Below are 19,487 nucleotides of genomic sequence, written 5' to 3'. Positions count from 1 at the left end.
ACAGGCAATGCCGAAATCAAACGCTGCACCGCTTGTATAGGCAACTGCTGAATCGATGGTTTAGAGTGCTGTTCTGCGTCGTTCACAGGACAGTGTCATGACAGATAAGAGCCAACAATTCGCCAGCGACAACTATTCCGGCATCTGCCCCGAAGCCTGGGCAGCGATGGAAAAGGCCAACCATGGCCACGACCGCGCCTACGGCGACGACCAGTGGACCGAACGCGCCGCGGAATACTTCCGCAAGCTGTTCGAAACCGACTGCGAGGTGTTTTTCGCCTTCAACGGCACCGCCGCCAACTCCCTGGCCCTGGCCTCGCTGTGCCAGAGCTACCACAGCGTGATCTGCTCCGAGACCGCCCACGTCGAAACCGACGAGTGCGGTGCGCCGGAGTTCTTCTCCAACGGCTCCAAACTGCTGACCGCGCCCAGCGTCAACGGCAAGCTGACACCACAGTCGATCCGCGAAGTGGCGCTGAAGCGCCAGGACATCCACTACCCCAAGCCACGGGTGGTGACCATTACCCAGGCCACCGAGGTGGGCACCGTCTATCGCCCCGACGAGCTGAAGGCGATCAGCGCCACCTGCAAGGAGCTGGGGCTGAACCTGCACATGGACGGCGCACGCTTCAGCAATGCCTGTTCGTTCCTGGGCTGCAGCCCGGCAGAGCTGACCTGGAAGGCCGGCGTCGATGTGCTGTGCTTTGGCGGCACCAAGAACGGCATGGCGGTGGGCGAGGCGATCCTGTTCTTCAACCGCCAACTGGCCGAGGACTTCGACTACCGCTGCAAGCAGGCCGGGCAACTGGCATCGAAGATGCGCTTCCTGTCGGCGCCTTGGGTGGGCCTGCTGGAAGATGGCGCCTGGCTGCGCCATGGCGCGCATGCCAACCATTGCGCGCAGTTGCTCGCCTCGCTGGTGAGTGACTTGCCGGGGGTGGAGCTGATGTTCCCGGTTGAGGCCAACGGGGTGTTCCTGCAGATGCCGGAGCACGCGATCGAAGCACTGCGCGGCAGAGGGTGGCGGTTCTATACCTTCATTGGCAGTGGCGGGGCGCGGTTCATGTGCTCGTGGGATACCGAGGAAGAGCGGGTGCGCGAGCTGGCGGCGGATATCCGCGCCATCATCAGCGCTTGACAGGTCGCATTCGCGGGTAAACCCGCTCCCACAGGGATCGCGCAGGTTTCAAGGCTTGAGGTGAGCCTGTGGGAGCTACAGGTACAGCTCTGCCCTCAAGAGCAATGATGAACCTGTGGGAGCGGGTTCACCCGCGAAGAAGCCAACTCGGATCTAAAGCCTGAACCCACCCATCTGCCGCGCCAGGTCATCCGCCAACCCACGCAACGCCTGGCATTCCTCGCGGCACCCCTGCACCTCCGCCGCGGTCTCCCGAGCAAGGTCAGAAATCCCCTGCACCGTACGATTGATCTCCTCGGTCACCGCCGACTGCTCTTCGGTCGCAGTAGCCACCTGATGGTTCATGTCGCTGATGTGCTCCACCTGGTCAGTGATCGCACCCAATGACGCCCCGGTGCGCTGGCTCGACTCCACGCCGCTACCCGTCGCTTGCTGCCCCGCCTGCATCGAACTCACAGCCGAACCCGCGCCCTGCTTCAAGCGCTGGATCATCTGCTGCACTTCGTCGGTGGACAGCTGCGTGCGCCGGGCCAAAGTACGCACCTCATCGGCCACCACGGCAAACCCACGGCCCATCTCCCCTGCCCTGGCCGCTTCGATGGCGGCATTCAGCGCCAGCAGGTTGGTTTGCTCGGAAATGCTACGAATAACCGCCAGAACTTCGTCGATCGAGGCCACTTCATCGGCCAGCTGGCTTACTGCATCGGCCGCCTTGCCGATATCACCCGACATCCCCTCGATACCACGGATCGAGCGTTGCACCACTTCACGCGCCTGCAGGGCTTCGTCTCTCGCCGACTGCGAGGCCTGGGCCGCATCACCGGCATTGCGGGCAATATCCTGCACGGTCAAACCCATTTCGTGCACGGCGGTAGCGACCATTTCGGTCATTTCCTGCTGGCGCCCGGAACGCTCGGCGGTGTTGTCCACCACCTGTGTCACCTGCTCGACCGCCAGGTGCAGCCGCTCGGAAGTGTGCAATACCTCGCCGATCAACCGGCGCTGGCTGTCGAGGAAGCGGTTGAAGCCACGCGCCAGGTCGCCCAGTTCGTCCTGGCGTGAATCGTCCAGCCGGTGGCTGAGGTCGCCCGCGCCACTGCCAATCTGCACCAGCGCCGCTGTGACGCGGCGGATCGGCCGCACCAGGCCACGCGCCAGCAGCACCACCAGCAGCAGCGACACCAGGGCCACCGCACCACCGATCAGGCTGGTCAGCCATACCGCCTGGTGCATCGGCGCGTAGATTTCCTCCTCGGGCACCTCGGCCACCAGGGTCCAGTTGAGGTCGCGCAGGGGCAGGCCGAGCGCCAGGTAGCTTTCGCCGTCACGGCTGAAGCGGCTGCTGCGCAGGCCTTCGCCGCCGGTCATCAGCGCCTTGGCGGCATCCGCGCCGAGCTGTTCGGTGAGCTGGCGTTTGCCGCTGAAGGCAGCGTCCGGATGAACCTGGATCAGGCCATCGTTACGCACCAGGAACACCTTGCCGTGCTCGCCAAATTTGAAGTCATGAATCAGCTTCGACAGTTCGCTCATGCGCAGGCCCATGCCAGCCACACCGACCAGTTGGCCGTTCTTTTCCACGCGATAGTCGATGAACAGCGCGAGTTCGCCGGTGGCACCGTCGATGTCAATGTTGATCAGGCGTTCGGCACCGCTGTCGATGTAGCCGTAGAACCATTTGTCCTTGGGGTTGCTGCGGCTTAGGGTACGGTCCAGTCCATTCTCGTTGTAGTAGTGGCCGGTTTCGGTCGAGACGAACAAGGTGGTGAAGGCCTGGTTGCGCTGCTTGGCGGCGGTCAGGTATTCGATGAATGGAGCGGCCTGGGCGGGGTCTTCACCGGCGGCAAGCCAGTCGCGCAGCAGGGTGTTGCCGGCAATATCCGCCGCCGCCACCAGCGGCTGGCCGAGCATGCGCTCGATGTCGTTGCGGATGGCCTCGATGCTGGCGGGCAGCGCGGTATCGACCAGGTAGCGTTCGGTGAGGCGGTTTAGCGCCACCGTGAAAATGATGACCACCACCAGGATGCTCGCCAGCAGGGCGGCCCCCATGCTGGTGATCAACTGCCACTGGATGCTCTTACGCCAGATACGCATGCCCTACTCCCCGCATAATTATTGTTTTGCGGAAAGTGTATACACTTGCGTATCCAGTTAATCCAGTGACCTGAAGCAATCAGATACCCTGTGGGAGCGGGTTTACCCGCGAATGCGATGCTGAATGCACTGACGCATTCGCGGGTGAACCCGCTCCCACAGAGGTCGATGCAAGACCTTATTGTTCGGCTATGGTCCGCACGATGGCGTCCACCGTGGCGTCGATCTGCGCCTGGGTACGCTCCAGCGTCTTGCGGTGCTCATCCTGCAGTTCGATCTGTCGCGAACACAGGTTCAGCGCGGCCAGCACCAGCAGCTTGTCGCCGATCAGGGTCGGGTACTGACGCTTGGTCTGGGCCAGGGCGGTGTTGAGCATCTGCACCGCCTGGGCCAGGGTCGCTTCCTGGCCTTCAGGCGCCTTGATCGAATAGTCGTTGCCGAGGATCGACACGACATTGATCGGCTGCGCTCGCAGTGTCATGCGCCTACGACGCCGGCGTTGGCGCGCTCGAGCAGGGCCTGCAGGCGTGCGGCGGTGCTGCCGTTCTTCTCTTCCTGCTCCATCAGCGACAGCTGCAGGGTTTCGTTCTCTTCCTTGGCCTGGGCCAATTCCTGGCCGAGGGCGGTGTTCTGCTCGGTGAGTTGAGCGTTCTTCTGCATCAGGTCGCTGACAAGTTGCTCGATTTGGTTCAGGGAAGCTTCCAGCATGGGTCTATCTCAGGTTGTTGCGAGGGGCGCACACGATAAAGAAAAGTGCGGCCCATCGCCATTAAATATCGGATTCACAAGGTGTCTAACCCGCAGATTGACAGAGGAACCACCCCCTTGTTCCGACATGGGTCAACCGCCGGTCAGGAAAAGGTTAGCAACCTCACAATTTTCGCCAACGGCACTCAAGACTGAGCAGTCACAACCGATAGCCCGGCAAGTCATGTTCTGTCGCACTTTGCGCACCCTTTTTCCCTTGCCTGGATCGTCCTCTCCATGTCTCTACGTAATATGAACATCGCCCCGCGCGCGCTGCTCGGCTTCGCGCTCATCGGCCTGCTGATGCTTGGCCTCGGCATCTTCTCCCTCATCCAGATGGGCAACATCCGCCAGGCCGGCGTCGTCATCGAACAGGTCAGCGTGCCCAGCATCAAGATCCTCGACGAACTCACCGCCCTGAACCTGCGCATGCGCACCCTCTCCTACCGCCTGCTGCTCAACCGCGAGCCGGCAACCCAGCGCGAGACCCTGAGCCTGCTGGACGAGCGCAACAGCCAGATCGACCGTGCACGCCAGGCCTACCTGCCGATGATCGGCGCCGCCGACGAACAGGCTGCATTCGACCAGTACGGCCAGTTGCTCAACCAGTACCGCCAACTTGAGTCGCGCATGCGCAGCCTGAGCCAGGCCGACCGCGTCGACGAACTGCGCGACCTGCTCAACCGCGACCTGCTGGCCAACTCCGAACAGGTCAACAAGGTCATGGACACCCTGGTGCGCATCAACACCGACCAGACCCGCGCCACCAACGAGAAGGCCGCCAACCAGTACGCCGCTGCCTTCGCCCTGGTGATCGGCCTGCTGGTCGCCGCCACCGTGCTGACGTTCGTCTGCGCCTTCCTGCTGACCCGCAGTATCGTCAAGCCGATCGAAGAAGCACTCAAAAGCGCCGAACAGGTCGCCGACGGTGACCTGACCCACGTCATCCGCGCCGAAGGCACCGACGAAGCCGCCCGCCTGCTGCGTGCCATGGCCCGCATGCAGGACAAGCTGCGCGATACCCTGCAACAGATCGCCGGTTCCGCCACCCAGCTGGCCTCGGCGGCCGAAGAGTTGAATGCCGTCACCGACGAAAGTGCCCGTGGCCTGCAGCAGCAGAACAACGAGATCGAGCAGGCTGCCACTGCGGTAACTGAAATGACCAGCGCTGTGGAAGAAGTGGCGCGCAATGCGGTGAGCACCTCGGAAGCGTCCAGTGAAGCCAGCCGCTCCACCGGTGATGGACGTGACCTGGTGATGGAGACCGTGGGTGCCATCGAGCGCATGAGTGGCGATGTGCAGGCCACTGCCAAACTGATCACTCACCTGGCCGAACAGTCGCGCGACATCGGCAAGGTGCTGGACGTGATCCGTGGCCTGGCCGACCAGACCAACCTGCTGGCGCTGAACGCCGCGATCGAGGCGGCACGTGCCGGTGAGGCAGGCCGTGGCTTTGCCGTGGTGGCGGATGAGGTGCGGGCGCTGGCTCATCGTACCCAGCAGTCGACCAGCGAGATCGAGCGGATGATCGGCAGTATTCAGGGCGGTACGGAAGAAGCGGTGGAATCGATGCGCACCAGCACCGAGCGTGCCGAATCCACCCTGAACATTGCCCGTGGCGCAGGCATGGCGCTGGACACCATTGCCGGGGCGGTGGCGCAGATCAACGAGCGTAACCTGGTGATTGCCAGCGCGGCGGAAGAGCAGGCGCAGGTGGCGCGTGAAGTGGACCGCAACCTGGTGAACATCAATGACCTGTCGGTGCAAAGTGCTACCGGGGCGCATCAGACCAGTGCGGCGAGTGCGGAGTTGTCGCGGTTGGCCGTGGATCTGAATGGGTTGGTGGCGCGGTTCCGTACCTGACTTTAAAAGGCCGGGGCCGCTTTGCGGCCCTTTCGCGACACAAGGCCGCTCCCACATTGGCCGATGTAACCGGCGCCTTTGTGGGAGCGGCCTTGTGTCGCGATGGGCTGCAAAGCAGCCCCCTGCAATTTCAGATCAGTAATCGATCCGCACATCCCCTTTCGGCACGCTGCAGCACGACAGGATGTAGCCCTCGGCTTCGTCCTCTTCGGTAATGCCGCCGTTGTGTTCCATCTCCACTTCGCCGCCCAGCTTGAGCACCTTGCAGGTGCCGCAAATGCCCATGCCGCAGGCTTTCGGGATCATCAGGCCAACCTTGGCAGCCGCCGCGTGCACGGTCTCGCCCGGGGCGATGCGGATGCTCTTCTCGCTGCCGATGAACTCCACCAGGTTGAGGTCGGCCACATCCAGTTCCGGCGCGTCGGCAGCCTGCTCGGCATGCTCCACCGCATCGGCCTTGGCCTCGGGCGGCGTCGCGCCGAACGATTCCTCGTGATAGTTCTTCATGTCGAAGCCGACCGCTTCGAGCATGCGCTTGACCGCAGTCATGTATGGCGTCGGGCCGCAGCAGAACACCACGCGGTCCATGTAGTCCGGCGCGATCAGCTCCATCAGGCGCTGATTGAGGTAACCGCGATAACCCGCCCACGGCTCACCCAGACCATGCTTTTCACAAATGATGTGCAGGCTGAAATTGGGGATGCGCGAGGCCATCTGCTCCAGCTCGCGGTGGTAGATGATGTCCTTCGGCGAACGGGCGCTGTGCACGAACACCATGTCGACATTGCCGTTGGTGTCGTAGAACCAGCGCGCCATCGACATGACCGGGGTGATCCCGACACCGCCCGAGAGGTACAGCACCTTCTGCGCAGGGAAGTCGATGGCATTGAACAGCCCCACCGGGCCGTGCACCGGCAGCTCGGCGCCTTCGTGCATGGTGTCGTGGAGGAAGTTGGACACCAGGCCGCCCGGTACACGCTTGACGGTGATCGAGAAGCTGTAGGGCACCGACGGTGAACTGGAGATGGTGTAGGAACGCATCACCGGCTTGCCTTCGATCTCCAGTTCCAGGGTGACGAACTGCCCCGGCTTGAAGAAGAACATGATCGGCTGATCGGCCATGAAGCAGAACGTGCGCACGTCCCAGGTCTCCTGGATGACCTTGACGCAGCGCACGATGTGGCGGCCGTTGGCCCAGGTCTGGGTAGTGACCGGATTGAGGAAGGTATCGGACATGTTCATCTCCAGCAGCCGACTATTGGCCTTTTTATGGCTTGGATAATGCGCAAGCTGAAGACGACGTACATTCCTGCCAGCGACATCGGCGTGCTTATCGCGACCAGCCCCGCGCTGCAAGGGCTGGCGCGTCGTAATTCAAATCGGCCATGTCGCCCATGGATACGGTTCATGACGCCTTCGGACGCACACTCCACGGCAAAACAACCAGCTGTTTCTTGATAAGCAGCCTTGCGGCACCACAACAACGATTAGCCACCTTTTGCCGGCCGCACACGGCCCCGAGGAATACACGATGGACGTCACCGCAACCCTGAGCCTGGGCGATCCACTGGAACCTGCACGCAAGGCCACCGCCGAGATGCTGCAGACCCGCGAGCGCACCTACTCGCTGCCCCAGCCTTTCTACACCGACGAGCGTCTGTTCCAGATCGACATGCAGGAGATCTTCCACAAGGAGTGGCTGATCGCCGGCATGACCTGCGAGATCCCGGCCAAGGGCAACTACATCACCCTGCAGATCGGCAAGAACCCGATCATCGTGGTGCGTGGCGCCGAAGGTAAGGTGCACGCCTTCCACAACGTCTGCCGCCACCGCGGTTCGCGCCTGTGCGTCAGCGACAAGGGCAAGGTGGCCAAGCTGGTCTGCCCGTACCACCAGTGGACCTACGAGCTGGACGGCCGCCTGCTGTTCGCCGGTACCGAAATGGGTGCCGACTTCGACATGAACCAGTATGGCCTGAAGCCTGTGAACGTGAAGGTCGCCGGCGGCTACATCTTCATCAGCCTGGCGGAAAACCCGCCTGCCATCGACGAGTTCCTGGCCACCCTGGACCACTACATGGAACCGTACGACATGGAAAACACCAAGGTGGCGGTACAGACCACCTTGATGGAAAAGGCCAACTGGAAGCTGGTGCTGGAAAACAACCGCGAGTGCTACCACTGCAACGGTTCGCACCCGGAGCTGCTGCAAACCCTGCTGGAATGGGACGACACCAACGACCCGCGCGCCAGCCAGGAATTCAAGGACCACGTGGCTGCCTCCGCCGCCGCCTGGGAAGCCGAGAAGATCCCGTACCTGCACAAGAGCCATGGCCTGCGTAACCGTATCGTGCGCATGCCGCTGCTCAAGGGCACCGTGTCGATGACCATGGACGGCAAGCAGGCCTGCCAGAAGCTGATGGGTCGTATCCAGAACCCGGACCTGGGCTCGATGCGCATCCTGCACCTGCCGCACTCCTGGAACCACTGCATGGGCGACCACATGATCGTGTTCACCGTGTGGCCGATCAGCGCCCAGGAAACCATGGTCACTACCAAGTGGCTGGTGCACAAGGATGCCGTGGAGGGTGTGGACTACAACCCCGAGAACATGCGCAAGGTGTGGGACGCCACCAACGACCAGGACCGTCGTTTGGCTGAAGAGAACCAGCGTGGAATCAACTCCACTGCGTATCAGCCTGGGCCTTACTCGAAGACCTACGAGTTTGGTGTGGTGAACTTCATCGATTGGTACAGCCAGCGCCTGCTGAACAATCTGGGCGCGGAACCTGCGCCTTACCTGAAAGAAGTGCAGGCGCAGTAACCGCCCGGGATAAGCGGATAGCGACAGATGTCGCTATCCGTATTTCTAAAATGGGGTTAATTGTCCTCTGATCACGGCCGCTGAATCTGTCGGATTTGCAGGGGTAGGCAAAGGAGATCCTGATACAGGCACAGGTGTGCTCGATTGCCATGGCCTCCTCTGAGCCAGCCCCCATGCCTCATAGGCCGTCGTTGTGAGCGACACAAGGGTCAGCGCAGCCAACGCCCATGTCTGCCACTTGTTTTCAGGATCGGCCGTTCTGGCAACACCAATGGTCAACCCCGCAACGGCAGCGACCGCACTGACGCTGGACAAAGCCCAATCCTGTCGTGTTGGCGGCATAATCGACGGTGAAAGGCTTTCCACGCGAATTCTTCGACTAGCGCCCACCTGCTTGACGAAAGCTCTGAATCGTAGCCCGCTGATAAACAGACCTAGCACGTTGGTAAGGATACTCAGCACTGGCAGTACATAATCCTCTGCCTTCTGCCCTGTGGGATCGCGGTGGTTGACCGGGTCACCAAGGCAGTAGACATAAGCATTGAGCCCGCCCTCGTCGAACGGGCTTCGCGTGTCCGGCGACTGGAAACGCTTCAGCGAGGGTGTGTAGGTACGATGACCATTTCCTAGTGGGTAATTCCCAGTCACTGGGTCCCGATACTCTCCACAAAATGCCAGCTCTGGTGCACAGGCGGCGCTCATGACTCCATAAGGCGCATAGACATGTGGGCCACCGGGATGCGAACCCAGTACAGAGTGCTGCCGATCGGTATTGAGCAGGTATGTCGCCATAAGTTATTCACAAATACGAAGACCTGTGGATACCGTAATGGTTGGTTGGAAATTTGCGTACTGGCAAAAATGTCAGGTAGGCCGCTGATCATTATTTGACCATATCAGCCAAGATCGCATGTTCATTGGGCTACAGCGGAGTTCATACATCTTGTCCACAGAGACACCAACAGAGTTTGTGGGCAACCAATGAGTTTTTTGCGATCGCCCTGTTGATAAGTGACCCAAGGGCCTGATTTTCAGGCATTACGTAGGATTCTGACGGGATTGATCAATTTTCGAACAAGTCTGCCAAAGCCTTTCACTACGCCGCTTACAGGAGATACCGAACAGATTATCCACAGACCGGCTAACAGCGATTGTGGGCAAAATCAGGAGGGTGCTGCCGCGCGTTGCATGCGAAGGCAGGGATAAGACTGATCGTTTTTTGATCAAAAGCTTGGGGGCCACGTGATACAAGGGCTGCGGCCATGCGCCAACACTTTATCCACACCTTGGCGAACAGATTTGGTGGGCAAAAGCGCTCGGTGGATGCTGTGTATGCAATGTGGGAGCGGCCTAGTGTCGCGAAAGGGCTGCGCAGCAGCCCCAGGTTTTTGCATCACAGCAGAAATGGCTGGGGCCGCTGCGCGGCCCTTTCGCGACACAAGGCCGCTCCCACAAAGAGACCTACAACCCTCAAACTTCAGCGCAGCACGCCCTCTTCCACCAGCAGCTTGAGGATGGCCTCGGCGCCTTCCTGTGGAGAAACGTCCTTCAACACCTTGCCACCGCCGCCACTGGCCTTGGCCGTCGCCGCCTTCATCCGGTCGGCACCGCTCTTGGCCTTGATCACCTTAAGCCGCTTGGGCCGTGGGCGGGCTGGCTGCAGTTCGGCTTCGGCCAGCAGTTCGTCTTCGACGATAGCCACGTTGCGTGCCGCCAACACACCCCGACGCGCCGGCCCGAAAGCGCTCTGGCGCGGCTTGGGCGCAGCGTTATCCACAGTCGCCAGCAACGGCAGGCGCACCTTCAGCCGACGCCGCTGACCGCGCGGCAGCGCCTGCAATACCTGGGCGGTGCCGTTGTCGATCGACTCCACTTCAGCCAACCCCACAATCAGCGGCCAGCCGAGCTTTTCGGCCAGCAGGAACGGCAACATGCCCGACCCTTCGCCGGTCTCGGCCTGGCTACCGGTCAGCACCAGCTGTGCCCCGGCATCGCGCAGGTAATCCCCGAGCACGCCCAGCACGTCGGCACCAGCCGGCTGCTCCAGCACATCCAGATGGTCCAGGCCCATCCCCAGGTAGGCGCGCAGCGCCTCTTCCCGTGGGTCGCCGGCATGCACCACCTGCAAGTTATCCCCAGCCAGCTGCAAACCCAGCTCCACGGCGCGCGCATCCTGCTCGGCGCGGCGAGCGCGGCCGGAGCTGGGGTGGGCACCGATGGAAACCAGGCTGATCACTTTCGTACTCATGCTCGTGCCCTTATGCCGCGTCGCGCTGGCCGCCGCTGCGGTAGTTGTCCACAGCCTCGATCAGTGCCTGGAGAATCGCCGAACTGTCGCCAATTACCGACAGGTCGGCCCGTTTGATCATGTCGCAGCCCGGGTCCATGTTGATCGCCACCACCTTGTCGCAGGCGCCGATGCCCTGCAGGTGCTGGATCGCGCCCGAGATACCCACAGCCACGTAGACCCGTGCGGTAACCCAGGTACCGGTGGCACCCACCTGGCGGTTGCGCGGCATGAAGCCGTCGTCCACCGCCACCCGCGAGGCGCCTTCAGTGGCGCCAAGGGCCGCGGTGGCCTTGTGATACAGGTCCCAGTCCTTGACCCCGTTGCCGCCCGAGACGATGAACTCGGCTTCAGCCATGGCAATGGTGGCCGGGTCCACGGCCACCGAGCCGAGGTCTTCGATGCGCGACAGGCTGCGCGCCACGCTTGTGGACAACTCCACGGGCAGCGCTTCGTGCCGGGTTTCGCTGACCGGCTCGGCGCACTCGGCCGCCGCCAGGATCAAGCGTGGTACGGCGCGCTGCAGATCTTGCTGGCCGGCACCGGCACGGCCGATGCACTGGCCGTCCTTGACCTGCCATACCCGCGTCGCCGGGCGCTCACCCAGTGCCGCGCCCAGGCGCCGGCCCAGTTCGCCACCACCGGTGCGGCTGTCGGGCAGCAGCCAGTGGCGCGGGGTGAACTGGTTATCCACAGCCCGCAGGCCTTGTACCAGTTGCTCCGGTGCATAACCTTCGAAAGCCTCGCCTTCGATGACCAGCAGGCGGTCGACCCCGGCTGTGGAAAAGTTGCTTTCCTTGTGCTCGCCAAACACCACTGCCAGCACCGCACCGTCGTTGCCGGCCAGGCTGTGGGCCAGGCCGAGCAGGTCGCGGTCGTGGCTGCTCAGGCGGCCACCGACCATGTCCGGCACCACGGCGATGTAGAACGCCGGCGCCGGCACCTGGTGCAGCGGCAGCTTGACCTCGGCCGCCGCCGTGCGTCGCCCGCCCACGGCGGTGCCCTGCTGGGCGCCGCTGCGGTCGATGCGCTTGATGCCGGCCGGGCCGATGAAGCCTGCGGCAATCGCGTGGGGGTTCTTGCGGATGAGGCCGTTGGGCCCCATCCAGCTGGTCTGCTGCGTCTGCATCGCTGCATGCAGCGGGTGCAGACGGTTACGGGCGATCCACTCGGCGCGTGGGTCGCGGCGGATAATGTCGCTCATCAGTGCACCTCCGCAGGTTCACGTTTGGCCGTTTGCGGCTTTGGGGCAGAGGGCGCGTCCTCTTCGATCAGCACGTCGGCCACCAGTTCGGCCAGGTCCTTGATCTGCGGGCGCGGTTCGACCACACCTTCGAGCATGGCGGTGCACTGTGGGCAACCCACAGCTACCAGCTCGGCCTCGGTCTCCCGGATGTCGTCCATGCGCATGTCCGGGATACGCTGCTTGCCAGGGATGTCGGTGATCGGCGCACCGCCACCACCGCCGCAGCAACGGGAACGGAAGCCCGAGCGCTGCATCTCGCGCACTTCGATACCCAAGGCCTTGAGCACAGCCCGCGGAGCTTCGTACTCGCCGTTGTAACGGCCCAGGTAGCACGGGTCGTGGTAGGTGACGCTGCCGCCCTTGTGCTGGCCGAGGTTGAGCTTGTTGGCCGCGATCAGTTCGGCGATGTAGGTGCTGTGGTGCTGCACCTGATAGTCCCCGCCCAGGGCGCCGTACTCGTTCTTCAGCACATGGAAGCTATGCGGGTCGCAGGTGACGATGCGCTGGAACTTGTACTTGGCCAGGGTCTGGATATTGCGCTTGGCCAGTTGCTGGAAGGTCGCTTCATCGCCCAGACGGCGCGCCACGTCGCCACTGTCGCGCTCTTCCAGGCCGAGCACGGCAAAGTCCACGCCCGACGCCTTGAGCACTTTGACGAACGAGCGCAGGGTGCGCTGGTTGCGCATGTCGAAGGCACCGTCACCGACCCAGAACAGTACCTCGGTGGTTTTCACCTCCGACAGCAGTTGCAGGTTGAGGTCGGCGGCCCAGTTCATGCGCCCGCCTGGGGCGAAGCCGCCCGGATTGTCGGTAGCGATCAGGTTGTCCAGCACTTCGGCGCCCTTGTTCGGGGTGGCGCCTTTTTCCAGGGTGAGGTGACGGCGCATGTCGACGATGGCATCGACGTGCTCGATCATCATCGGGCATTCCTCGACGCAGGCACGGCAGGTGGTGCACGACCACAGCGTTTCGGCGTCGACCAGGCCATTGACGATCGGCTGGTGCGGGTGGCCGCCATGCTCACCGATCGGTTTGCCCGGGTATGGGCTGCCGGCGAACTGCGCGTCGGTGCCACCGGCCAGGCCGATGACCATGTCCTGGATGAGCTTTTTCGGGTTCAGCGGCTGGCCGGCGGCAAAGGCCGGGCACATGGCTTCGCATTTACCGCACTGCACGCAGGCGTCGAAGCCCAGCAGCTGGTTCCAGGTGAAGTCCACCGGCTTTTCCACGCCCAGCGGCGCGTTCGGGTCTTCCAGGTCCAGCGGCTTGAGGCCGGTGGAACGGCCGCCGCCGAAGCGTTCGGCGCGACGGTGCCAGGCCAGGTGCAGGGCACCGGCGAAGGCGTGTTTCATCGGGCCGCCCCAGGTCATGCCGAAGAACAGCTCCGACACGCCCCACAGCACGCCCAGGCCCAGAATGCCCACCATCACCCAGCCACCGGTGTTGGCCGGCAGGATGCCGGCGACTGGCAAGGTGGCGATGAAGAAGCTCACGGCAAACGCCAGCAGGCTCTTCGGCAGGCGCATCCACGGGCCCTTGGACAGGCGCGAAGGCGGGTTGAGGCGGCGCTTGAAGACGAAGATGGCGCCGCTGAACATGATCACCGTGGCCACCAGCAACGCGTAGCCGAGGATCTTGCTCTGCAGGCCGAAGCCGTGCACCAGGATCGCCAGTACGGCCGACAGCACGAAGCCGCCAGCGGTGGCCACGTGGGTCTTGGACATGTACTTGTCGCGCTCGACCACATGGTGCAGGTCGACCAGGTAGCGGCGCGGCATGGCCAGCAGGCCGCCGATCAGGTTGACCTTGGACGGCCGGCCACGCCGCCACATGCGCACCCGGCGCAGGGCGCCGAGCACTGCCAGGCCAAGGGCAGCGAACAGCAGGATAGGTAGAAGGGTGTTCAACATGGGAGGCTCCCACAACAGCTGGATTCTTGCGCCACTCTGAAGGTGGGATTGGCCCCTTGTGGGAGCGGGTTTACCCGCGAATGCGTCAGATCAGACAACTCTGTTGCTTGTGCTGACGCTTTCGCGGGTGAACCCGCTCCCACAGGGACCGCGCCCGGTGGCGACGATTTTTCTCGATCAGAAGTCCTTGCACAGGCGCAAGGCGTCGTAGATCGCCGCATGCACGTTGCGCTGGGCCACGCAGTCGCCGATGCGGTACAGCAGGTAGCCTTCGCCCGGCTGGCTGAGGATCGGCTGTGGCTTGATGGCGAACAGTGCCTCCACGTCGATCTGGCCTTTGTTGCGCGAACCTTCCTTCAGTGCGTAGTACAGCTGCTCGTCAGGACGCACGCCGTTCTCCACAACCACCTGGTCGACCACACGCTCTTCCTTGGCGCCGGTGTATTCGTTTTCCAGCACCGCCACCAGCTTGTCGCCTTCGCGGTAGACCTTTTCCAGCATCATGTCGCCGGTCATGATCACTTCTTTCGGGTACATGCTGCGGTAGTAGGTCGGGAAGGTAGTACCGCCCATGGCCACACCCGGCTTGATGTCGTCGGTGACGATCTCGACCTGGCTGCCCTTGTCGGCGATGAAGTCAGCCACCGACATGCCGGTGAACTCGCAGATGGTGTCGTACACCAGCACGTTCTTGCCCGGCGCAACCTTGCCGTCGAGCACGTCCCAGCTGCTGACTACCAGCCCTTCGGCGGCGCCCCAGTGCTCGTTCTGCTCCAGGAAGGAATGCCCACCCACCGCCAGCACGATGATGTCCGGGCGCAGGTCCTGGATGGCGGCCACGTCGGCGGCGGTGCCCAGGCGCAGGTCGACCTTCAGGCGCGCCAGCTCCAGCTGGTACCAGCGGGTGATACCGGCGATCTGGTCGCGCTGCGGGGCCTTGGCGGCGATGGTGATCTGCCCGCCGATCTGCTCCTTCTTCTCGAACAGGGTCACATCGTGGCCACGTTCGGCAGCCACGCGGGCCGCTTCCATGCCGGCCGGGCCGGCGCCAACCACCACCACCTTGCGCTTGGCGCCGGTAGTCTTCTCGATGATGTGCGGCACGCCCATGTATTCACGGGAGGTCGCGGCGTTCTGGATGCACAGTACATCCAGGCCCTGGTACTGGCGGTCGATGCAGTAGTTGGCACCGACGCACTGCTTGATCTGGTCGATCTGGCCCATCTTGATCTTGGCGATCAGGTGCGGGTCAGCCATGTGCGCACGGGTCATGCCGACCATGTCCACGTAGCCGCCTTCGAGGATACGCGTGGCCTGGTTCGGGTCCTTGATGTTCTGCGCGTGCAGCACCGGAACCTTGACCACTTCCTTGATGCCGGCCGCCAGGTGCAGGAACGGCTCCGGCGGGTAGCTCATGTTCGGGATGACGTTGGCCAGGGTGTTGTGGGTGTCGCAACCCGAACCGACCACGCCGATGAAGTCGAGCATGCCAGTGGCGTCGTAGTAGGCAGCGATCTGCTTCATGTCCTCGTGGCTGAGGCCATCGGGGTGGAACTCGTCGCCACAGATACGCATGCCCACGCAGAAGTCGTCACCGACCTCGGCGCGCACAGCCTTCAGTACTTCCAGGCCGAACTTCATGCGGCCTTCGAAGGTACCGCCCCATTCGTCGGTACGCTTGTTGACCCGCGGGCTCCAGAACTGGTCAATCATGTGCTGGTGCACGGCCGACAGTTCCACGCCGTCCAGGCCACCTTCCTTGGCGCGGCGGGCAGCTTGCGCGTAGTTGCCGATCACGCGCCAGATCTCTTCCACCTCGATGGTCTTGCAGGTGGCGCGGTGCACGGGTTCACGGATACCCGACGGCGACATCAGGGTCGGCCAGTTGAAGCCGTCCCAGCGCGAGCGACGGCCCATGTGGGTAATCTGGATCATGATCTTGGCGCCATGCTTGTGCATGGCGTCGGCCAGGTTCTGGAAGTGCGGGATGATGCGGTCGGTCGACAGGTTGACCGACGCCCACCACTCCTGCGGGCTGTCGATGGCCACCACCGACGAGCCGCCGCAGATCGCCAGGCCGATACCGCCCTTGGCCTTTTCTTCGTAGTACTTCACGTAGCGGTCGGTCGTCATGCCGCCGTCAGTGGCGTAGACCTCGGCGTGCGCGGTGCTGAGCACACGGTTGCGGATGGTCAGTTTGCCGATCTGGATCGGCTGGAACATTGCTTCGAATGCCATGACGCTATCTCCGGCTTACAACGGCTTTGTAACGAACAGGCCATCTTCGTGGCCTTCTTCCGACCCGCCATAGACCTGTTCGGCCACGGTGCGGATCGAGCTGCCGCGGGCAGCGAGAATCTGGTCCATGGCGCCGGCGAACCAGCCGGTGAACATGTAGTCGACCTTGCGGCCGCACTTGCCATAGACGTACACGAACGCGGAGTGCTTGAGCTTGACGCTGCAGGTGCCCTTGTCGAGGTCGATGTCCTGGATTTCGAACAGGCCCCAGCCGCGCTGGCTCAGGCGCTTCATGTAGTGCTCGAACACCGCCACGCCTTCCAGGCCATGGCACTCGGCTTCTTTTTCACACCAGTGCCAGGCGGACTTGTAGCCGGCCTTGTAGAGGATCTCGGCGTACTTGTCGGCGCCCAGGACTTCTTCGATGCCCATGTGGTTGTTGACGAAGAAATGGCGCGGCACATACAGCATCGGCAAGGCGTCGCTGGTCCAGACACCGGTCTCGCTGTCTACTTCGATTGGCAATTGCGGGGCGATCTTGGCCATGGAAACTCAACTCCATAAAATTTTTTATTGGGATGCCCCGGCGTTGCTGGCAGGGGCTTTCAGGCTTGGAGAGCGGCTTACTCGCCCCACACGTCCTTGAGGACGTTGACCCAGTTCTCACCCATGATCTTGCGCACCACGCGCTCGGAGTGGCCGCGCTTGAGCAAGGTTTCGGTGAGGTTGGGGAATTCGCCCACAGTGCGGATGCCCAGCGGGTTGATGATCTTGCCGAAGTTGGTCAGGCGACGGGCGTAGCCCTTGTCGTGGGTCAGGTACTCGAAGAAGTCCTGGCCGTGGCCCTGGGTGAAGTCGGTACCGATACCGATGGCGTCTTCACCGACGATGTTCATGGTGTACTCGATGGCTTCGGCGTAATCGTCGATGGTGGAGTCGATGCCCTTGGCCAGGAACGGCGCGAACATGGTCACGCCGACGAAACCGCCGTGGTCGGCGATGAACTTCAGTTCTTCGTCCGACTTGTTGCGCGGGTGCTCTTTCAGGCCCGAAGGCAGACAGTGCGAGTAGCAGACCGGCTTTTTCGACTCGAGGATGACTTCTTCGGAGGTCTTGGAGCCGACGTGCGACAGGTCGCACATGATGCCGACGCGGTTCATTTCGGCAACGATCTCGCGGCCGAAGCCCGACAGGCCGCCGTCACGCTCGTAGCAGCCGGTGCCGACCAGGTTCTGGGTGTTGTAGCACATCTGCACGATGCCCACGCCCAGCTGCTTGAACACGTCGACGTAGGCGATCTGGTCTTCGAAGGCGTGGGCGTTCTGGAAGCCGAAGAGGATGCCGGTCTTGCCCAGTTCCTTGGCCTTGCGGATGTCGGCGGTGGTGCGTACCGGCATCACCAGGTCGCTGTTATCGCGGATCAGCTTCTGGCTGGCGGCGATATTGTCGACGGTAGCCTTGAAGCCTTCCCAGACCGACACCGTGCAGTTGGCCGCAGTCAGCCCGCCTTTGCGCATGTCCTCGAACAGCTCGCGGTTCCATTTGGCAATGATCAGGCCGTCGATGACGATGCTGTCGGCGTGAAGTTCGGCTGGGCTCATCAGGCTGTCCCCTTTTATTGAATGGGTTTGCGCCAAACCTTATTGCCGGCGCTTTGGGGCCAGCATATGCCTGTGCCCAAAGGCGCCCCGATGCAAAAACGACAGGGGGTTTGCCGAAAGCGTCAATGCGCGACATCGCGCCCTCTGGCGCGCCGTCTGGCGATGAGAGACAGTCTCGATAACGACATTTCCGGCCGTTTCATGAACATTTCTTCAGGGAGCTATCGTCTTGTCGGCGGCTGAGCGAGAATCCAGCCGATTCGTCAGCCTTGTTGAGGAGAAAACGGATGAAATCAATGGCATGGCTGGTATTGCTGGCTGTCGTATCGGGCGCCCAGGCCGGCGAGGAAGAAAGCACCCCGTGCGACAACGTCGAGACCGACCAGCAGACATTCGCTTGCGCGGCGTTCAACAAGCAGACGGCCGAGCGTGAACTGAAGTCGGCGTATGACGACCTGATACAGCGCATTCGCGACCAGTACGCCGACGAAGGCGACAAGGCAGATGCGCTGGCCGGGCGCATGGAGGCGGCCGAAAAACTGTGGACGCAACTGCGCGATGCCGACTGCAAGGTCGAAACCTACGCCGAGAAGCCGGGCAGCAAGGCGTTCGAAGCGGCGTGGAACACTTGCGTGGCACAGCGCAGCGATGACCGCTCTGAGTACCTGCAGTCCATCGGCCAGCAGTAAGGGAGTTCCTCGGCAGGAAAGGCTTTCGGCTTATCTGTCTTGACGATCCGAACCAAAGTGCGTCCCCGGCGCCTCACCCGAGGTGCCGATGATGAACTCGATCGGAAACCAAGACATGACCTCCACTATCAGCAAGACCGACATGAACAGCGCCATTGCCGCCCTGAAGAAGGAAGGCGAAGAACGCGCCGTCATGGTTGCCAACACCGTCTGCATCTTTGCCCCGGATGTACCCGCCAGCGTTGCCGAAGACGTGCTCGATGGCATGCGCCTGATGAACCTGTCGGCGAACAAGAAGTTCGACAAGGAAACCCAGCAGCGCGAGTGGTACAACTTCTACAACGACGGCCTGGGCAAGTTCGGTTGGACGCTGACCGGCGCCGCCCATGTCGAGGAAGCAATCGACAAGGACACCCACACGCTGGCCACCTTGGTGCCGCAGATCGTCACCGTCCAGATCGGCGCCAGCCACCGCCTGAGCCGCTGTGTAAAACGCTCCTTCGAAGTGATCGTGCAAACACCCAAGGCGCAGCAACTGCTCGAAGAGAGCAGCGTGAGCGTTTCGGGCAAATCCAGCACCATTCAGATTTCGGCCTGCGAGATGACACCGCAAGGCCTGCCGATCATGCACATGACCAGCGTTCAGCTGAGCTATGACAAGGCCGAGAAAACCGCAGGTTCCGCTGGCCGCATCATCGACAAGTCGAACACCCGGGTATATCGGGCCTCGCAGCAGGGCTCGTTCAGTGTTCGCCACTTCGACGCCATGCGCGAAGCCGTCAGGATGAAGCTGGCCAGCCAGGCGTTCGACATCCTGGCGCTGGACATCTGACCTCCACTTGGCGCCGCCCAG

The 19,487-nt window shown here is 62.5% G+C and carries 16 protein-coding genes; 5 read left to right on the top strand and 11 right to left on the bottom strand.

All coding sequences use genetic code 11. The features are described from left to right. Positions 1-97: 97 nt before the first annotated feature. Positions 98-1,138 carry a low specificity L-threonine aldolase gene (locus ABX298_RS12225; protein ID WP_317409603.1) on the top strand — a complete coding sequence of 347 codons (1,041 nt, stop codon included), beginning with the start codon at positions 98-100 and terminating at the stop codon, positions 1,136-1,138. Between the two features lie 153 nt (positions 1,139-1,291). Here the strand turns inward: ABX298_RS12225 and mcpH are convergent, their stop codons facing one another. From mcpH to ABX298_RS12210, 3 genes are all read right to left on the bottom strand, one after another. Next, on the bottom strand, positions 1,292-3,229 hold the full coding sequence (gene mcpH / locus ABX298_RS12220; protein ID WP_367394436.1) for a methyl-accepting chemotaxis protein McpH: 1,938 nt from the start codon (positions 3,227-3,229) through the stop codon (positions 1,292-1,294). A gap of 178 nt (positions 3,230-3,407) precedes the next feature. Continuing rightward, on the bottom strand, positions 3,408-3,710 hold the full coding sequence (locus ABX298_RS12215) for a cell division protein ZapA (RefSeq protein ID WP_003257516.1): 303 nt from the start codon (positions 3,708-3,710) through the stop codon (positions 3,408-3,410). Continuing rightward, the gene (locus ABX298_RS12210; protein ID WP_025337390.1) at positions 3,707-3,937 is read right to left on the bottom strand and encodes a hypothetical protein; all 231 of its coding nucleotides are present in this window, start codon (positions 3,935-3,937) and stop codon (positions 3,707-3,709) included. The genes ABX298_RS12215 and ABX298_RS12210 overlap by 4 nt, the downstream gene beginning before the upstream one ends. A gap of 276 nt (positions 3,938-4,213) precedes the next feature. Here ABX298_RS12210 and ABX298_RS12205 point away from each other — a divergent pair, with 276 nt between their 5' ends. Beyond that, the gene (locus ABX298_RS12205) at positions 4,214-5,839 is read left to right on the top strand and encodes a methyl-accepting chemotaxis protein (RefSeq protein WP_367394435.1); all 1,626 of its coding nucleotides are present in this window, start codon (positions 4,214-4,216) and stop codon (positions 5,837-5,839) included. A 135-nt stretch (positions 5,840-5,974) separates the two neighbouring features. Here the strand turns inward: ABX298_RS12205 and gbcB are convergent, their stop codons facing one another. Beyond that, entirely contained in the window at positions 5,975-7,075 is a 1,101-nt protein-coding gene (gbcB, locus tag ABX298_RS12200) for a glycine-betaine demethylase subunit GbcB (RefSeq protein WP_025337388.1), read from the bottom strand. A 295-nt stretch (positions 7,076-7,370) separates the two neighbouring features. Here gbcB and gbcA point away from each other — a divergent pair, with 295 nt between their 5' ends. Beyond that, positions 7,371-8,663, top strand: coding sequence for a glycine-betaine demethylase subunit GbcA (gene gbcA / locus ABX298_RS12195; protein WP_075044357.1), 1,293 nt, complete (start codon positions 7,371-7,373; stop codon positions 8,661-8,663). A 45-nt stretch (positions 8,664-8,708) separates the two neighbouring features. Here the strand turns inward: gbcA and ABX298_RS12190 are convergent, their stop codons facing one another. The 7 genes from ABX298_RS12190 to ABX298_RS12160 form a co-directional block, all read right to left on the bottom strand. Beyond that, positions 8,709-9,365: an RHS repeat-associated core domain-containing protein gene (locus tag ABX298_RS12190; RefSeq protein ID WP_367394478.1), complete on the bottom strand. Its 657-nt coding sequence runs from the start codon at positions 9,363-9,365 to the stop codon at positions 8,709-8,711. 775 nt (positions 9,366-10,140) lie between these two features. Next, on the bottom strand, positions 10,141-10,911 hold the full coding sequence (locus ABX298_RS12185; protein WP_003257512.1) for an electron transfer flavoprotein subunit beta: 771 nt from the start codon (positions 10,909-10,911) through the stop codon (positions 10,141-10,143). Between the two features lie 10 nt (positions 10,912-10,921). After that, the gene (locus tag ABX298_RS12180) at positions 10,922-12,154 is read right to left on the bottom strand and encodes an electron transfer flavoprotein subunit alpha/FixB family protein (protein WP_025337385.1); all 1,233 of its coding nucleotides are present in this window, start codon (positions 12,152-12,154) and stop codon (positions 10,922-10,924) included. After that, positions 12,154-14,106, bottom strand: coding sequence for a dimethylglycine demethylation protein DgcB (gene dgcB / locus ABX298_RS12175; protein WP_013970509.1), 1,953 nt, complete (start codon positions 14,104-14,106; stop codon positions 12,154-12,156). The genes ABX298_RS12180 and dgcB overlap by 1 nt, the downstream gene beginning before the upstream one ends. A 177-nt stretch (positions 14,107-14,283) precedes the next feature. After that, complete coding sequence (dgcA, locus tag ABX298_RS12170) at positions 14,284-16,344, bottom strand: dimethylglycine demethylation protein DgcA (RefSeq protein ID WP_025337383.1); 2,061 nt, start codon at positions 16,342-16,344, stop codon at positions 14,284-14,286. A gap of 15 nt (positions 16,345-16,359) precedes the next feature. Next, entirely contained in the window at positions 16,360-16,890 is a 531-nt protein-coding gene (locus ABX298_RS12165; RefSeq protein WP_013970507.1) for a DUF5943 domain-containing protein, read from the bottom strand. A 77-nt stretch (positions 16,891-16,967) separates the two neighbouring features. After that, complete coding sequence (locus ABX298_RS12160) at positions 16,968-17,945, bottom strand: dipeptidase (RefSeq protein WP_003257506.1); 978 nt, start codon at positions 17,943-17,945, stop codon at positions 16,968-16,970. A 287-nt stretch (positions 17,946-18,232) separates the two neighbouring features. Between ABX298_RS12160 and ABX298_RS12155 the strand changes: the two genes are divergently transcribed. Beyond that, positions 18,233-18,634 (top strand): lysozyme inhibitor LprI family protein, encoded by a 402-nt coding sequence (locus ABX298_RS12155; RefSeq protein WP_003257504.1) that lies wholly within the window; start codon positions 18,233-18,235, stop codon positions 18,632-18,634. A gap of 115 nt (positions 18,635-18,749) precedes the next feature. Continuing rightward, a complete protein-coding gene (locus ABX298_RS12150) occupies positions 18,750-19,466 on the top strand; it encodes a hypothetical protein (protein WP_080958440.1) in 717 nt (238 codons plus the stop codon). Positions 19,467-19,487 lie beyond the last annotated feature (21 nt).

It is taken from the genome of Pseudomonas sp. X4 (genome assembly GCF_040784925.1).
Lineage (GTDB): Bacteria > Pseudomonadota > Gammaproteobacteria > Pseudomonadales > Pseudomonadaceae > Aquipseudomonas > Aquipseudomonas putida_Z.
The sequence above is the reverse complement of the archived record's forward strand: the minus strand, read 5'-3'. Positions and strand labels throughout refer to the sequence as shown.

Bases quoted from the DNA above. Each gene is read 5' to 3' on its own strand.
- ABX298_RS12225 (WP_317409603.1), top strand. From the start codon at position 98: ATGACAGATAAGAGCCAACAATTCGCCAGCGACAACTATTCCGGCATC.
- mcpH (WP_367394436.1), bottom strand. From the start codon at position 3,229: ATGCGTATCTGGCGTAAGAGCATCCAGTGGCAGTTGATCACCAGCATG.
- ABX298_RS12215 (WP_003257516.1), bottom strand. From the start codon at position 3,710: ATGACACTGCGAGCGCAGCCGATCAATGTCGTGTCGATCCTCGGCAAC.
- ABX298_RS12210 (WP_025337390.1), bottom strand. From the start codon at position 3,937: ATGCTGGAAGCTTCCCTGAACCAAATCGAGCAACTTGTCAGCGACCTG.
- ABX298_RS12205 (WP_367394435.1), top strand. From the start codon at position 4,214: ATGTCTCTACGTAATATGAACATCGCCCCGCGCGCGCTGCTCGGCTTC.
- gbcB (WP_025337388.1), bottom strand. From the start codon at position 7,075: ATGTCCGATACCTTCCTCAATCCGGTCACTACCCAGACCTGGGCCAAC.
- gbcA (WP_075044357.1), top strand. From the start codon at position 7,371: ATGGACGTCACCGCAACCCTGAGCCTGGGCGATCCACTGGAACCTGCA.
- ABX298_RS12190 (WP_367394478.1), bottom strand. From the start codon at position 9,365: ATGAGCGCCGCCTGTGCACCAGAGCTGGCATTTTGTGGAGAGTATCGG.
- ABX298_RS12185 (WP_003257512.1), bottom strand. From the start codon at position 10,911: ATGAGTACGAAAGTGATCAGCCTGGTTTCCATCGGTGCCCACCCCAGC.
- ABX298_RS12180 (WP_025337385.1), bottom strand. From the start codon at position 12,154: ATGAGCGACATTATCCGCCGCGACCCACGCGCCGAGTGGATCGCCCGT.
- dgcB (WP_013970509.1), bottom strand. From the start codon at position 14,106: ATGTTGAACACCCTTCTACCTATCCTGCTGTTCGCTGCCCTTGGCCTG.
- dgcA (WP_025337383.1), bottom strand. From the start codon at position 16,344: ATGGCATTCGAAGCAATGTTCCAGCCGATCCAGATCGGCAAACTGACC.
- ABX298_RS12165 (WP_013970507.1), bottom strand. From the start codon at position 16,890: ATGGCCAAGATCGCCCCGCAATTGCCAATCGAAGTAGACAGCGAGACC.
- ABX298_RS12160 (WP_003257506.1), bottom strand. From the start codon at position 17,945: ATGAGCCCAGCCGAACTTCACGCCGACAGCATCGTCATCGACGGCCTG.
- ABX298_RS12155 (WP_003257504.1), top strand. From the start codon at position 18,233: ATGAAATCAATGGCATGGCTGGTATTGCTGGCTGTCGTATCGGGCGCC.
- ABX298_RS12150 (WP_080958440.1), top strand. From the start codon at position 18,750: ATGACCTCCACTATCAGCAAGACCGACATGAACAGCGCCATTGCCGCC.